This is a genomic window from Microvirga zambiensis WSM3693, assembly GCF_016735695.1.
In the GTDB taxonomy this organism is placed as follows: Bacteria; Pseudomonadota; Alphaproteobacteria; order Rhizobiales; family Beijerinckiaceae; genus Microvirga; species Microvirga zambiensis.
The window spans coordinates 23,179-37,076 of the sequence record NZ_JAERQD010000044.1 but is presented as its reverse complement, the minus strand read 5'-3'; the positions used below and the strand labels follow the sequence as shown (position 1 = coordinate 37,076).

Here is a 13,898-nt window from a genome sequence, read left to right as displayed (position 1 = left end):
ATGAAAAAACACTTGGCAATGCTCAAAGTCGAAAAGAGCAACGAGACTTCCCCAATGCCTGAACTGGCCGTTGTTCCACGTTCAGATAACGTCGGCTTCCCAGATGTCGTCCTCGCCGAGGTCTCTGCCGCGCTATCTGAGCAGAGTTCGAGTAATGCTCCACTGCTGCCTGAGCCCGCCTCAGCCTCAAGCATATCGGCAGCATCCACAAGTGCCAAGTTTCGGGCGGGTGGTTGGGCGGATCGAATGAAAGGTTCTCGGGCAGTCGGATCCGTCGCGACCGCTCTAGGCGATCTCCGAGATCACAACAATGCTGAAATCGCTGAGCTTAAGCGACAACTCGCGGAAGGCCAGCCCATTGTCGAGTTGGATACCGACAAGATCGATAGTTCCTTTATCGCCGACCGGATGGACAGTTCCGATGAAGCGACTGAGGAACTCAAAAGCCTCATCCAAGATCAGGGCCAGCTTGTACCAATTCTCGTTCGGCCCCACCCTGAACACGCTGATCGGTACCAAGTTGCCTTCGGCCACCGGCGGCTCAAGGCTGTGCGTCTACTGGGCAGAAGGGTTCGTGCTGTCATCCGTAAGATGACCGACGAGGAACTGATCATTGCACAAGGTCAGGAGAACAACGCACGCCTCGACCTAACCTACATCGAGAAGGCTAGGTTTGCTTCGACGTTGCTTAGGATGAGCTTCAGTCGAAAGGCAGTCGAACAGGCGCTAACCGTAAACCACTCGCAGGTTGTCTGGTTCAAACAAGTCACAGATGCCGTTCCTGACGAGATACTAGTCTCAATCGGCCGTGCCCCAAAGATAGGCCGTCCTCGGTGGTTGCAGTTCGCGGAAGTCATTGCCAAGCCCGGGAACATCAAAAAGGCACGAGCCATCATTCTCACAGAAGACTTTCTAACTCAGTCTTCGGATGATCGTTTCAGCCACTTGGCAAAAGAACTGACTGAAAAGAAATCCGAACCGGCACTGCAGGCCGTCTGGGCGGATCCCAAGGGGCGGAAACTGGCTAGCTTCACCTATACAGATACTAAATGTACTGTGCAGATTGATAGGCGCGACGATCCCGACTTTGCGGAATACCTTTATTCGAAGCTCGGAGATATCTACCGCGATTATGAAGCTCGAAAGCCCGCCTCGGAGTAATCAAAGGGGGCAGGAGCCAAGGCTCCTGCCTTTCTCTCACCAGGACGAAAACACTCAAACTCGAATTGTTCTTTACAGCTGTAACATCGAGTATCGTGTGCGCGGTTCGGATCTCATCAGCCAGGACTTCGGACATATCGGATTTCTGTCCCTCAGCAACGACCTTAAGCAACCTTTCGATTTGTAGTCTCAGGGCCTCTTCAGTCGGCGTATGGTGAGAGATGCCAGGCTTTCAGACGTTGGCAGGCTCACACGCAACATTTTGGGACGAATGGGCCCATCCACACCGTTCGACTCCGAGATTAGAAATAATTAGAGCGGGCGTACAGCCTCAACAGGACCAGTCCTCGTTTAACGCGCGGCGGTCCATGGCCGCTAAATGCCAGCAATGGCAAAGGGGAGGGTACGAGCGTGTAGGAACTGCTACCCGCAGGCAACATTCTGTACATAGTCAGATGGTGCGTTCAATCGACCGTTTGGCAATGTATAGAACGCTTTTGAGTAGCCGGTTGGAGAGGGCCAAGCGTTCCAGTGGCCACCACGCAAACGGGTACAGCCTTCAAAGCGAATAGCTTCCGATCCTCCAGCATAGCTACGGCTTGTTTCGCTTCGGCTGTGCGGACTATAGCCTTAACCGTCAATGATTTAGCTGACAAGGATTAGCGTGACTTTCAGGATCTTCGGTGCGGATTTTGATGACGAGGGACCGCTGGCTCCCCGAACGTATGACCTGCCTGAGCTGCCGTGGGAAAATATCGCCGGCCGGCTGGAGTCGATTACCATCGCAACGCTGCGCTTCGATGCCCGCCTAGAGGCTTCAGGCCTTGCCGCTGGCTGGCAGTCGCGCTGTGACATGACTGAGGCCGTACGGGCCCTAATCCTCGACGGCCACTTGGTCGATGTTGGTGATCTGGTCTTGCACGATGCCAGCATGGATGTGCGCCACCCGACCCACGAGCTCACACGAGCCGCAGCGGCTCTTCGTGCGCGTCGGACAGCGATGGCCAGGCAGGCCCCTTGGCCGGTTTCGATCGATGGATTGGCAGCCCTCCGTGGCATCGGCCCCGTCAAGGGCGACAGCGAACGCTTTCGGAAGAAGGCGAAACGTGATCCGGATGACGAGGAGGCGTATCCGCTCTATGCGAACGACTCCGACCCGTGGAAGGCGCACTTTGCTGAGATCGATGCGCTGCTCGAACGCACCGGTAAGGTGCTCGCCGGCGAAATCCCGCTGCCCAATCGCCGGTCGCATTTGGTCTACGATCCGGATCAGGACGAGTCTGAGAGCGAGGATGCGTGGCTCGATGTGGTCAAGCGCACCAGCCACTGGCCGGCGGTCGCAGCGGCGGCTGTGGCGTGGAATGCCTGGCTCGATCTCAACCTCTATGCCCGCCAGCCATGGCTCGGGCTCACGATGGCCGCGTCGATCCTGCGGGCCCGCGGCCTGACGAACCACCTGCTTCCACTTGCGGCGGGATTCAAGCAGTCGAAGTTCCGGCCGCAGGGCAGGGAAGGGGCGAAGGAGAAGCTCGATGGCTTCTGCAGCGTCATCGACGAGGCGCTGACCATCGCCAACAAGGACCTCGACCGGCTGATCCTGGCACGAGAGTTAATGAATCGCGTTGCCGCCAAGACTCGCAGCAACTCGAGGCTGCCGGAGTTGGTCAACCTGTTCCTGTCGCGGCCGCTGGTGACGGTGCCGCTCGGCGCCAAGCTGCTCAAGGTCACGCCCAAGGCTGTAGATCTGATGCTGGCGCAACTCGGCGGCGCGCTGCCGCGCGAACTCACTGGCCGCACCCGCTACCGCGCCTGGGGCATCGTTTAGGTCGGATTGCGTAGTAGGCAAAAGATGTTGGAGTGTGAGAAGCTTCGGCTTTCTGGCCCTGATGACAGGGATTGCTTCGATGACCATAGGCATTCTCTGCGCCACACCCGAGGAGTTCGACGCTCTCCACCACCGGTTCGAGTTTGCCCCGGAGTCGACCACACTGGCCGGGTTCCAGTTCTGGCGAGGGCACGTGCCAGAGCGGACTCAATCCATCGTTTTACGACCTTCGGATGCGAAGACCTGATTTTCGCGGGCGTCGCGGGAGCCCTTACCGACCTTGAGGTCGGCTCGGTCGTTCTGGTCACCAGAGGAGCGACCCATGACTATGGGCTGTTAAGCAATGGTGTCTTCACGTGTGTGCCGGTTGGAGACCTTCCGCTGCCGGGAATTGTCCAGCCGTTGCAAGATCTTCCCCGCGTCCCAGCCCAGGTTGAGCAAACCTTTGTGCGTCTCCGGGAACGCATGGCCGACAAACTCACCATTCACCTCGGGGCGGTGCTATCGGGGGATGTCTTCATCAACTGCCAGGACGCCCGAACCCGCCTGCGAGACCTTGGCGGGGACATCGTAGATATGGAGTCCACGGCTGTGCTGGACGTCGCCCGCCGCTTCGGCAAGGAAGCCTACATTGTCCGCACGGTCTCGGATGGGGCAGGGGACGACAGCCATCTCTCCTATTCGGAGATGGTATCCATCGTCGCCCATAACTCAGCGATCTGCGTCGAGGATCTGCTCAAGATCATGCACTAGTCTAGGATGATCTTGGTCTTGATGGCTTGCTGAACTTGCTCCTTCGCGGGCGTGCCGGCACCATGAAGGCGCCTTGACCGCCGATGACGCAGTCGCGGAAGTAAGAGGTCGAGGTCCGGATCGTCCACCGGGCCCGAATTCTTCAGCATGATCGGCAGACCGTTGATCGCAATCCCTTTGGCGACGGCCTCGTCGCGGGCGTGCCTAACTGGGCGGCCCTGATTGTTGGCGCCATCGCCCGACACATCAATCATCTTGCGCCCGACATCCAGTCCACTTCGATCAAACAGGTTCGCTGCTGCATCGATGGCGGCCGAGACCGACGTGCGTTGTGCCTGCCGCTAGGGCGTCGAGGCAATCCTGTCGGCAAAGGGCATCAGGCTCTCGGAGTTGTCGAGGACCGTCCAGGGGATGATCACCTTCTGCTCGTCGACACCAGCCCATTCCATGTAGGTGACGCAGATGCGGCCCAGCATGCCGCGGCGGATCACGCGTTGATCAGCGGCGAACGGAAGGCTTCGGCAAAGCTCTCCCGCTGCAACTCCTGCTCGTCCCTGTCCATCGAGTAGGAGATATCGACCGCAAGGACGAGGGCAACAAGCGGCAACACGCGCGCAGAGCGGAGCATGGCAACCCTCCTGGCGATCAGCCGGAGGGACAAGAGTTAGAGCCAGCCCCTCCACTTGAAGCAATGATAGGGCAGAGTGACTACCTCAGTAGAGCCCAATTCGAGTTTACCAGCCGCCATCATCCCAATATGGGTCGGATCGATAGCCGTAACCGCCACGCCACCCATACCCGCTCGGACGAGCATACGGATCACGGTATTCGTAGTAGGTGCCGTAGTTACGGGATGGACGATAGTACTCATGGCTGTAGCTCCTGCGCCGGTGCTGGCCACCATCGCCGTAGTAGCGTCCGTCTGGACCATAGTAGCCGGGGCCATAGGGTCCAGCTACCATACCATTGCGCCATGTTCCCGTGCTTTCTCCTGCTTGCGCCGGTGCTGACCAAGCTGCGACGGCTCCGAAGATTGCGACGATGGCTAATCCTGTCTTTAAGATACGAGTGGTAAGCATGATAACCCTCCGCAAAGGGATAGCTACGGAGAACAAGACCTATGTCTCTCAAGGTGTTCCCTTTGAGAGACTCGCTATCAATATCGCGCGAGTGATGAACTGCGATTGAACCCTTCCATAGACGATTGTTCATCTTCCAGCCAGGAACGCGGAGGGCACATCTCTCCACTCGCTGCGTATGATTGCCTGTGCCTTCCGCCGATACTGGGCGGCTTTCTTAGAGCGCTCTACAGACATGGCCGATTGTTACATGAGCAACGGTGGCGTTAGCGCCTTATGGTCTACTTGGATCGAGACCGTCACGGTAAGGACCCTAGCCCGCGACACCGCCAACGATCTTGCCCTCCTGAAGGCCGACCATGCGGCCGCCAAGGTGGCCACGATCCGCCCCGGCGTTCGTCTGGGCGAGGCTGTGGCGGCCTTCGGATTTCCCCTCAACAGCGTCCTGGCGAGTTCCGGCAACTTCACCCACCGCGACGTGACCGCGCTGGCGGGGATCAGGGACGACACCTGCTTCCTCCGGATCTCGACCCCGGTTCAGCCGGGTATCAGCGGCGGGCCGCTGCTAGACGAGAACAGCAATGTCGTCGGCGTGGTGACCTCGAAGCTCAATGCGCTCAAGACGGTCGCGGCTATCGGGGACCTGCCGCAGAACGTGAACTTCGCGATCAAGGCGGGAGCGCTCGCGACCTTTCTGGAGAGCACCCGGGTCGAGTTCCAGACGCCAGTGACCGCGACCCGCCTCGCGCCGCCCGATCGCGCCGACATGGCCAACGCCATTAGCTTGTTCGTCCGATGCGAGTGACCGAGCGCCGGGCCGTGCAGCGACGCGACAAGGATCTCACGGGTCAGCATTGGCATCGTTGATCTCGATCCAGTTTCCGTCAGGGTCCTGGAAGTAGACTTGCCGGATACCGTCTGGTCGGACAGTGATGTCCTTTGGTTGCCGGGCGAGGCTGACATAGGTTACCCCGTGCTGCTCCAGACGGGCCAGCGCTGCCTCTAAGTCTGTGGTGGCAAGCGCCACATGGGTGGAGAACGGGCGGGATCGCTCCTGTTCAGGGTCGCCGCCGATCAAATGGAAGGTCCGGAAGCCGTCGATGATGAACCATCGGATATGGGTCTTGCCGACCCTGTTAGGGATTTCCTGAAGGCCAAGGACATTGGCATAGAAGTCAGCGCTGGCATCGACATCACGCACGTAGAGCGAGACATGATGCAGAGTGAAGAAATCAGACATGGCCTGGCATCCTTGCCGATACGAGCCCACTGTGCGCTCATCCCTGCATCATGCAAATCGTTTTATAGGCGCCCGATATCGCGACACGAATACTTTCGTGATCTTCGAAGGGTCACGAAGCAGCACGAAACCGCTCGAATGCCGTGATCCGCTCGGTGAAGGGCTCCACGTCTCGACGGTAGATTTCCTGCCGAAGGAACTTCAATTCCGCCTCATAGGCATCCTCGGCAAGCTCGATGAACCATGATTTGGGACGGCCGTCCGTGCCATCGTTCCAGCGGTAACCCCGCTTCTTGAGGTTGTCCTTCCTGTCGAAGGGCGAGCCTTCCGCCCAGACCCGCAGCAGGGCTTTACGAGCCGACCTGAGAAGGCAGGACATCGCGTATCCAGCATCCCCGGGGAGGGGAGATGCCAGTACCTCCAGAAGGGCATGGCAGTCCTCGACAGCCCGATGCCCTTGGTGAAACCAGCCGCATTGGGACAGAAGGTATCCCAGCTTTGAGCCTTCGAACCCGAACTCGGACCAGGATACCTCGGAATGTGAGCAGGCCCAGGCCTTCAGGGAGAAACCGTGAGCAAGGCGCTCGCAGAAAGGGCGGTCGAAACGGGCATTGTGGGCGATCACAAGATGGGCGGGCTGGATGAACGCCTCGACGGCATCAAGATCAATCATGTGGCCTTTCACCATGTCCGATGTGATTCCCGTCAGGCGTGTAATCTCCGGCGTGACGGGGACGGAGGGCTCCCGCAGGGCATTGAAGGTGCCGACGACATCACCGATGCTGCCGTCCTCTTCATACGAGAACGCCACCATGCCGATTTCGATGACCTCGTCCCGGGTATGGTCGAGACCGGTGGTTTCGGTGTCCACGATAATGGCGAGCTTCTGGCCGGGGATTGCTGCGCGGGGCGTGACAACAGGTCGTGGGTAGAGGCGGCGTAGGATGCGATACTGGCCGCTCGCCTCAAGGGCATGAGCGGCTATCTCGAAGTCGGACGGATCAAGCCGGAGCGCACGCTTCTGTATCTGCGGCTTTATTTGGATCTCAGAAGTGGCAGGCTTTTGAACCGGTGCTGCCGCGTCATCCAATCTCAGAAACAGATCGGCCTGCCCCGGCATCCAGTCTCTCCCCACGACGGTCGATTAGCCGTCGACATTCACGAATATGCGAGAGAGTAGGATGGAACTGGTCGCTATTAGGTTAATAGTGAGTGACTAGGGGCACTCTCGAAAGGTGAACTGTTGCTCTTACATCTCGGGTTGGTTGCCATGCAGGCTGATGGCGCGGATGACGTCGGCGCCGAGTGCCTGAGTGTTCTTCGTCTCGCTCCTTGAGTTTAGGATGTTGACACCGACATCAGCGGTAATGGGTAGAAGAGCATCCTTGACTACGATGGGTTGAACGATGCCGTCGCGAAGAATGGGAATGGCACCGCTCTAATATCGGACAATCTCAAGGCCCGAATAGCTTGCGCGCGCAGTCACCCGCAGTTCCTCGACAGGGCGCTTCTCGCGTCGATAGCCCTGCGCAATGGAGCATCTGCGGTAGCGTGATCGTCTGCACCTCCTTCGTCGACCTTGAGCGTGCCGGTTCCGGGCCGGCCGACACTGCTCATGTTGTTGAACGCAAGGCTTAGGGCGCTGAGCCCCTCGTATTTAAAGTCGAATTCCACTTTCTACTTGCCGGGCGTCAGGCCCTTCCCACTTGACCCGCTTCAGGTCGACAAGGGTTCACAGGAACACCGGCTTGCCCTTGAGCAGATAGAAGCCGTAACCGGCGAAGCGCCCGCCAGAGGTCAGGATCATTCCCTCGGCGCCTCCCGACGGCACGTCGAGATCGGCCGTGATCGTATAGGAGGTGTTCAGCAACACCGGCGAGTCGCCCTGCGGCAGCCCCGTCATCGGAGGGGGTAGACGAATTCGGAACGCCCCGCCGTCAGGTTCGGTCGCGGCGCGACGATGCGTGCGGCAACGGAAGCATCCAACGGGAACACCTGATGCTTCGTTGCCTCGGCAATGAACATCTGCTTTAGCTCCGCTACCTTCTGCGGGTTCTTCTCCGCCAGGTCGGTGGTCTGGTTGAAGTCACTGCCCGGTCGCACAACTGGCGCACCTGGCTGTTGAGCGGATCGGGATTGGCCGGGCCGAACGCCTCCCAGGGCGCGTGGTTGACCTTGGCGCTCAGGGACCAGCCGTCGTTGTACAATGCCCACTGCCCATCATCTCGAAGCACTGCGTCGTATGTCGCGACGGTGACTTGGCATTCGCCGCATCGAAGGTGTAGGCGAAGCTCGTGCCCTCGATCGGGGCTTTCTTTATACCGTCGACGGTCTCTGGCGCCGCAATCCCGGCAGCCTCAAGGATCGTCGGCACGACGTCGACCACATGCACGAATTGTCCGCGCAGGGCGCCCTTGTCCTTGATGCGCGCCGGCCATGACACCGCCATGTTCTGGTTGACGCCGCCGAGTTGCGAGGCGTTCTGCATGAACCATGAGAACACCGTATCGAAGGCCCAGGACCAGCCGGCCGACATATGGTTGTAGGTCTGCCCGGTGCCCCAGACGTTGTAAACTTCATCTGGACCTCGACTGGCAATTCGTTCAGGCCGTTGAACCACGCCACCCTCGGCGCCTCAGGAACACACATTCTGGGCTTTCTGGAACCGGCAGAAGTGCAAGGTCGGATAAGCCCCGTTTGGTCAAGTTGGTGTCTTGTTCTGTCAAGCTGAGCACTGACTTTTGTGGGACGATGCTGGCATTAAGGGCGCCCTTCGACCGCCATCCCAAGCCCCCCGGAGAGAAACAGTGCGATTCCCATCGATATTGACGCTTGGCACGATCAGCTTGATGCTGGCCGCGTGCCAGACCCCGCAGGAGGCGGTTCAGGTCAAGGAAGACCTGCTCGCGGCAGCCGGTTTCACGCTTCAGCCAGCCAATTCGCCGGCACGGATTGCCGCCATGAGAAAGCTCCCGCCGAATAGGTTCGTGCGCCAGACCTCGGGTGGGACCGTGGTCTATGTCTATGCCGATCCCGCCGGGTGCCAGTGCGTCTATTTCGGCAACCAGACGGCGTGGTCGAATTATCGTGCCGCCGTCTTTGCCAAGCAACTGGCAGATGAGCAGCAGATGACGGCGATGATGAACCAGGATGCATTCGACTTTGGCCCGTGGGGTCCCGGCTTCTGGTAGGTCGTTGCTTGCGTCGAGATGCACGGTCAGTCCGATGCCTGTGGGAACTGCAGGGACGGGCTAGCGACCATCTCCGACCGCGACTTGGATCATCCGGTTCCTGAGCGAGGTTGCTTGCTGAGACCTGTCGCTATGATGTGCTGAAGGAGGATGTGATGACCGTCAGATCTGTCTTGCTTCTGGTCCTGGCCTGCGGGGCCGGGCTCACGGGCTCGCTCGTTCGATCGGCGAAGGCCGCGACCTTTACCTGCCCGGAGACGGTGACGCCGGATGCGCCGAAAATCATTCCCTCCCTGGGCGATCTGCACTCAGGGTCACCCAGCCTCACAGCGGGTGATCGCATCGGTGAACTCGTGGCCAGTCTGCGGACGAATGGATTGAAACCAGCTCTCATCGTTGACCATCTGGTTGCTGCCTATTGCCCACTCGTCGCAACTGACGCCAACCTCTCGGACAAGCAGAAGGCCGATCGGGTTCGGCGGTTCGCGAGGCAGGTGACGGGATTGGCCTACGGGCAGCCTAACCAGGAGGAATTGGACGTTCTCGTCGACGTGCCCTTGACGCCAACGGTTCTTCGCCAAGTCGAGCAAATGGCGGCTTCGGCCGGGATGTCGCGGGACGCATGGATCGAGCGTGCGATCAAGCAACAGTTGGCGGTCCCGTGATCCAGCAGCGTCGATCTCGGCCTCGCACCGGCGCTATCAATTGGATTGGAGGTGCCAGCCAAGGCGTGGAGTGCTGTACTAGCTATTGGAATAAAAGTCGCTTTGTGATCACCTGGGAACTCGTTGGGCGTCCGCGCGGGCACCGCCGCTCGGGCATCCGGCAAAGTCACTTCTGTCCTGGGCGGCGCATTCCTCAGAGCGAGATGCCAAACCGGCCCGCAGCCGAGCGAATATGGCTTTGCATTGCCGCTTCCGCCGTGTCGGGATCTTGGCTGGTTAATCCCTCCAGAATGGCCTCATGCTCACGCACGGTTTCACTCAGACGATCGAGTTGCGCCATGGGAAGTCGTTGACTTTCGACAAGCATTTCACGGACTGGCCGGTACATGGCGGCGAGAACCGGGTTTCCGGAGAGCTCAAAGATCATGTCGTGAAACTCCGTGTCGTTGACAGCGAGGTTGATCACGTCGCCTGTCTCGAGGGCGTTTCGCATGGCGTCGGTGCACCGTCTCAGGCGTTCCTCGGCCGGTTTGTCGATGCGAGCAGCCGCGAGCCTGGCAGCATAACCCTCCAAACCTAGGCGGGCTTCATAAACATCGGCTGGCGTGCAGCGATCCGAGTAGCGCCACAGCGGCCGGCGTGCATCGGCTTTTGCGACGAACACTCCGCTGCCCACCCGTACCCTCACAAGGCCCATGGTCTCAAGCACGGTCAGTGCCTCCCGCACCGACGGCCGGCTCACACCTAGCTGCTCCGCCAGTTCCCGTTGGGAGGGCAGGCGCTGGCCAGCCTTGAGACCGCCCTTCAGGATCAGGCGCTGGATGTATTCGACGATGCTGCGTGGCACGGGCGTGCGGTCCGCGAGTTCCAACTCCGGCAGGTTCACTGCATCGCTCATCATCTGTCCCCACCCATTCTCACGTCGGAAGCCCATGGAGCACAAGGTCGCGCCTCTGTAGCACCATCCTGACTGGCTCCAAGACCGGCTCCAAGCTGCACGATTTGTCTTGACGATGCGACAGGATAGCTGCACGTTCAACTGGTCAGATTGGTAAGACCAGTTTGGCCAATATTACCGGCCTTTGCAAGTTCCCAAGGAGCCGGCCACCAGACGGCAGCAGAGAGACGATCGCCGGCGATGGATCCGGTGTGCAAGATGGAGGACCAGATGTCAGTGAAATTCACCCGGCGCGGCACATTCGCCGCAACCTTGACCGCCGTATTGGCGATGTCGGCAGGGACGACGGCCTATGCTGCCGAAATGAAGGTCGGCGCGAACGTGGGCAACGTTCCGTGGGAGTTCCAGAACGAGAAGGGCGAGATCGTCGGCTTTGAGGTCGACCTCGCCAAGGAAGTCGGCAAACGCCTGAACATGAACGTGTCCTTCGTGAACATTCCGTTCAACGGGCTGTTCGCTGCGGTACAGTCGGGTCAGGTCGATGCCGCCGTATCCTCGATCACCATTACCAAGAAGCGCCTCGAGTCGGTTTCCTTCGCCCAGCCTTACTACGATAGCGACCAGTCTCTGGCGGTGCGGGCGAACTCGGGCATCAAGAACCTGGAAGGCATGGCGAGCAAGGTGGCTGCGGTCGATACGGGTTCGACCGGCGACATGTGGTCGACGCAGAACCAGCAGAAGTACAAGTTCTCCGACATTCGTCGCTACGAGGGCCTTGCCCCCGCGATGCTCGACCTCGCCGCGGGCCGCATCGACGGCTATGTCAGCGACATCCCGGCCGTCCAGTACTACATCAAGGACAAGCCGATCTACCAGGTGGTGGAGCGCATCCCGACAGGCGAGCAGTATTCGATGATGTTCGCGAAGAACAGCCCGCTGGCGGAAAAGGTCAACGCCGAGATCACGAAGATGAAGCAGGACGGCACGCTGGCGAAGATCCACGAGCAGTGGTTCGGCGCCAAGGCTGAGCCGAACTCGACGACCATCAAGGTCATGGAGATGCCCAAGCTCTGACGAGCAACACTCCCCGAGCGTCCGACCTCCGCGCCGGACGCTCGGCATGGCCACGAATCTTAAGGCGCTGCCCGTCATGTCCATCTTCGACACCTTCCTGAACTGGAAGGTTTTCATCCAAACCCTTCCGCTCCTGCTGTCGGGCCTGACCACCACGCTGACCCTGGGAGTGACCGCCATCGTCCTGGGCTTCATCGGCGGCCTGGTTCTCGCGCTGCTCCGGCTCTATGCCAGTTCACCCCTGAGACAGATCGCCGTCGCCTACATCGACGTCTTCCGCTCCATTCCGATCCTGGTTCTGCTCGTCGTCATCTACTACGCGCTGCCTTTCGTCGGGCTGCGGCTCTCCTCCTTCGGCGCTGCCGCCTCGGCCCTGAGCCTCGTTTCCGCCGCTTATTCCGCGGAGATCTTCCGGGCGGGCATCGAGGCAGTGCCGAGGGGCCAGTTCGAGGCCGCCCGCGCCATAGGATTGAGTCCCTGGCGGCGTATGAGCGACGTGGTGCTGCCGCAGGCGCTCCGGATCGTGATCCCGCCGATCACGTCCAATTCCATCAACGTGATGAAGGACACGGCCCTCGCATCCGTGGTGGCGATGCCGGACCTGCTCAAGCAGGCAACGCAGGCGCAGGCGCTGGCGGCGAACCCGACGCCCCTCATCAGCGCGGCCATCATCTACATCCTTATCCTGATGCCGCTCGTGCGCCTCGTCGGGGTTTTCGAAAAGCGACTTGCGGTGAGGGGACGATGACGCGCCCGATTATCGAGATGAGGAACGTCGTCAAGTCGTTCGGCCTTTTCAAGGCGCTGCAAGGCATCGACCTCAGGGTGAAAGAGGGCGAGATCGTCGTCATCATCGGTCCGTCCGGCTCGGGTAAGTCCACCCTGATCCGCTGCATCAACCAGCTCGAGGAGCACAACGGCGGTGAGATCATCGTCGACGGGGCGGAGGTCGGCCGCGGCCGCAAGAGCACCGTGCTCACCGAGGTGGGAATGGTGTTCCAGAGCTTCAACCTCTTTCCGCACATGACCGTGCTCCGCAATGTCGCGCTCGGACCCGTCCGGGTGCGCGGCCTGTCATGGGCGGCAGCGGAGGAGCGCGCCCAGCGCCTTCTGGCGCGCGTCGGGCTCGAGGACCACGTGGTGAAATATCCGGCGCAACTCTCCGGAGGGCAACAGCAGCGCGTCGGAATCGCCAGGGCGCTGGCCATGGAGCCGAAGGTCCTGCTCTTCGACGAGCCGACCTCCGCATTGGATCCGGAGATGGTGGGCGAGGTCCTGGATGTGATGCAGCAACTTGCCAAGACCGGGGTCACCATGGTCGTCGTGACTCACGAGATGGGATTTGCCCGCAAGGTCGCCGACCGGGTGGTGTTCATGGACGGAGGACGGATCGTCGAGGAGGGGCGTCCTGACGAGATCTTCAATGCGCCGCGCGATCCGCGCCTCAGAAGCTTCCTTCAGGCCGTCCTGTCCCACTAGGCTTTCACACCCGTGCAGACCCTGTTCCCAAAACGCTTGACGCCGTCAGCCTTCAGCCCTTTCGGCGAAGTGCTGTCCTTCGACCCTGAACGCAGCCGCCTGGTCAATGACGGAAGGGCACTGCGCTTCGATACCGACACTCGCTTCGACCACGCATCTCCCGATGGCGAGCCCGTGCTTGCCGTCTACCGGGCCATTGGCGGGCCGCTGCCGATGCGGCTCGTGACCTTCGAACGGCATCCTCTGTCGTCGCAGACGTTCATAGCTCTCTCCGCCGAGCGCTTCCTGATTGTCGTCGCTCCAGAAAATCGAGCCGGACTGCCCGATCTCGCGCGTGCGGAAGCGTTCGTCGGCCATCGGAGCGAGGGAGTGAACTACGCCCGCAACCTCTGGCACGCTCCGATCGCCGCAATCGGCGCCGACGGCGACTTTCTCATGTTCATGTGGGAAAGCGGCTCCCCCGAAGACTGCGTTTTCCATCACCTCCACGAGCCGCTTGTCGTCGGCTCGATCCAACCATTCGCAGAATAGGT

Annotated in this window: 18 protein-coding genes and 1 pseudogene; 10 read left to right on the top strand and 9 right to left on the bottom strand. The window is 60.3% G+C overall.

Annotated features, from left to right (window positions below; genetic code table 11):
- The 3 genes from repB to JKL46_RS25340 all read left to right on the top strand — a co-directional run bounded on the left by repB (position 1) and on the right by JKL46_RS25340 (position 3,739).
- A complete protein-coding gene (gene repB / locus JKL46_RS25350) occupies positions 1-1,161 on the top strand; it encodes a plasmid partitioning protein RepB (RefSeq protein ID WP_201838550.1) in 1,161 nt (386 codons plus the stop codon).
- Between the two features lie 664 nt (positions 1,162-1,825).
- Positions 1,826-2,986: an RHE_PE00001 family protein gene (locus tag JKL46_RS25345; RefSeq protein WP_343074115.1), complete on the top strand. Its 1,161-nt coding sequence runs from the start codon at positions 1,826-1,828 to the stop codon at positions 2,984-2,986.
- 24 nt (positions 2,987-3,010) lie between these two features.
- Entirely contained in the window at positions 3,011-3,739 is a 729-nt protein-coding gene (locus JKL46_RS25340; protein ID WP_201838549.1) for a 5'-methylthioadenosine/S-adenosylhomocysteine nucleosidase, read from the top strand.
- Here JKL46_RS25340 and JKL46_RS25335 read toward each other — a convergent pair.
- The 3 genes and pseudogenes from JKL46_RS25335 to JKL46_RS25330 all read right to left on the bottom strand — a co-directional run bounded on the left by JKL46_RS25335 (position 3,736) and on the right by JKL46_RS25330 (position 4,701).
- Positions 3,736-4,188 (bottom strand): annotated as a pseudogene (locus tag JKL46_RS25335) (DUF1194 domain-containing protein). The gene JKL46_RS25340 and the pseudogene JKL46_RS25335 sit on opposite strands and share 4 nt — an antisense overlap.
- 38 nt (positions 4,189-4,226) lie before the next feature.
- Positions 4,227-4,367 carry a DUF1194 domain-containing protein gene (locus JKL46_RS36385; RefSeq protein WP_281400057.1) on the bottom strand — a complete coding sequence of 47 codons (141 nt, stop codon included), beginning with the start codon at positions 4,365-4,367 and terminating at the stop codon, positions 4,227-4,229.
- Positions 4,368-4,473: 106 nt separating this feature from the next.
- Positions 4,474-4,701: a hypothetical protein gene (locus JKL46_RS25330; protein ID WP_201838548.1), complete on the bottom strand. Its 228-nt coding sequence runs from the start codon at positions 4,699-4,701 to the stop codon at positions 4,474-4,476.
- Between the two features lie 367 nt (positions 4,702-5,068).
- On the opposite strand from JKL46_RS25330, the gene JKL46_RS25325 reads away from it, so the two are divergent.
- The gene (locus JKL46_RS25325) at positions 5,069-5,623 is read left to right on the top strand and encodes a S1 family peptidase (RefSeq protein ID WP_246529518.1); all 555 of its coding nucleotides are present in this window, start codon (positions 5,069-5,071) and stop codon (positions 5,621-5,623) included.
- Between the two features lie 36 nt (positions 5,624-5,659).
- Here the strand turns inward: JKL46_RS25325 and JKL46_RS25320 are convergent, their stop codons facing one another.
- The 5 genes from JKL46_RS25320 to JKL46_RS35725 form a co-directional block, all read right to left on the bottom strand.
- The gene (locus tag JKL46_RS25320; protein WP_201838546.1) at positions 5,660-6,058 is read right to left on the bottom strand and encodes a VOC family protein; all 399 of its coding nucleotides are present in this window, start codon (positions 6,056-6,058) and stop codon (positions 5,660-5,662) included.
- Between the two features lie 112 nt (positions 6,059-6,170).
- Positions 6,171-7,178, bottom strand: a complete 1,008-nt coding sequence (locus tag JKL46_RS25315; protein WP_201838545.1) for a 3'-5' exonuclease — start codon at positions 7,176-7,178, stop codon at positions 6,171-6,173.
- 612 nt (positions 7,179-7,790) lie between these two features.
- Positions 7,791-7,931: a hypothetical protein gene (locus tag JKL46_RS35735; protein WP_246529517.1), complete on the bottom strand. Its 141-nt coding sequence runs from the start codon at positions 7,929-7,931 to the stop codon at positions 7,791-7,793.
- Positions 7,932-7,957: 26 nt separating this feature from the next.
- Complete coding sequence (locus tag JKL46_RS35730; protein ID WP_246529516.1) at positions 7,958-8,161, bottom strand: hypothetical protein; 204 nt, start codon at positions 8,159-8,161, stop codon at positions 7,958-7,960.
- 79 nt (positions 8,162-8,240) lie between these two features.
- A complete protein-coding gene (locus JKL46_RS35725) occupies positions 8,241-8,678 on the bottom strand; it encodes an alkaline phosphatase family protein (RefSeq protein ID WP_246529515.1) in 438 nt (145 codons plus the stop codon).
- A gap of 187 nt (positions 8,679-8,865) precedes the next feature.
- Between JKL46_RS35725 and JKL46_RS25305 the strand changes: the two genes are divergently transcribed.
- Both JKL46_RS25305 and JKL46_RS25300 read left to right on the top strand, forming a co-directional pair.
- Complete coding sequence (locus JKL46_RS25305) at positions 8,866-9,249, top strand: hypothetical protein (RefSeq protein WP_343074114.1); 384 nt, start codon at positions 8,866-8,868, stop codon at positions 9,247-9,249.
- Between the two features lie 155 nt (positions 9,250-9,404).
- Positions 9,405-9,914 (top strand): glutelin, encoded by a 510-nt coding sequence (locus JKL46_RS25300; protein WP_201838544.1) that lies wholly within the window; start codon positions 9,405-9,407, stop codon positions 9,912-9,914.
- Positions 9,915-10,107: 193 nt separating this feature from the next.
- On the opposite strand, the gene JKL46_RS25295 is transcribed toward JKL46_RS25300, so the two are convergent.
- Positions 10,108-10,812, bottom strand: coding sequence for a FadR/GntR family transcriptional regulator (locus tag JKL46_RS25295; RefSeq protein ID WP_201838543.1), 705 nt, complete (start codon positions 10,810-10,812; stop codon positions 10,108-10,110).
- A 270-nt stretch (positions 10,813-11,082) separates the two neighbouring features.
- Here JKL46_RS25295 and JKL46_RS25290 point away from each other — a divergent pair, with 270 nt between their 5' ends.
- The 4 genes from JKL46_RS25290 (at position 11,083) to JKL46_RS25275 (ending at position 13,896) form a co-directional block, all read left to right on the top strand.
- Entirely contained in the window at positions 11,083-11,886 is an 804-nt protein-coding gene (locus tag JKL46_RS25290; RefSeq protein WP_201838541.1) for a transporter substrate-binding domain-containing protein, read from the top strand.
- 76 nt (positions 11,887-11,962) lie between these two features.
- Entirely contained in the window at positions 11,963-12,634 is a 672-nt protein-coding gene (locus JKL46_RS25285) for an amino acid ABC transporter permease (protein WP_201838578.1), read from the top strand.
- Positions 12,631-13,365 (top strand): amino acid ABC transporter ATP-binding protein, encoded by a 735-nt coding sequence (locus JKL46_RS25280; RefSeq protein WP_210381464.1) that lies wholly within the window; start codon positions 12,631-12,633, stop codon positions 13,363-13,365. Before JKL46_RS25285 ends, JKL46_RS25280 begins: the two co-directional genes overlap by 4 nt.
- 12 nt (positions 13,366-13,377) lie before the next feature.
- On the top strand, positions 13,378-13,896 hold the full coding sequence (locus tag JKL46_RS25275; protein WP_201838540.1) for an ureidoglycolate lyase: 519 nt from the start codon (positions 13,378-13,380) through the stop codon (positions 13,894-13,896).
- The last annotated feature ends 2 nt before the right edge of the window (positions 13,897-13,898 follow it).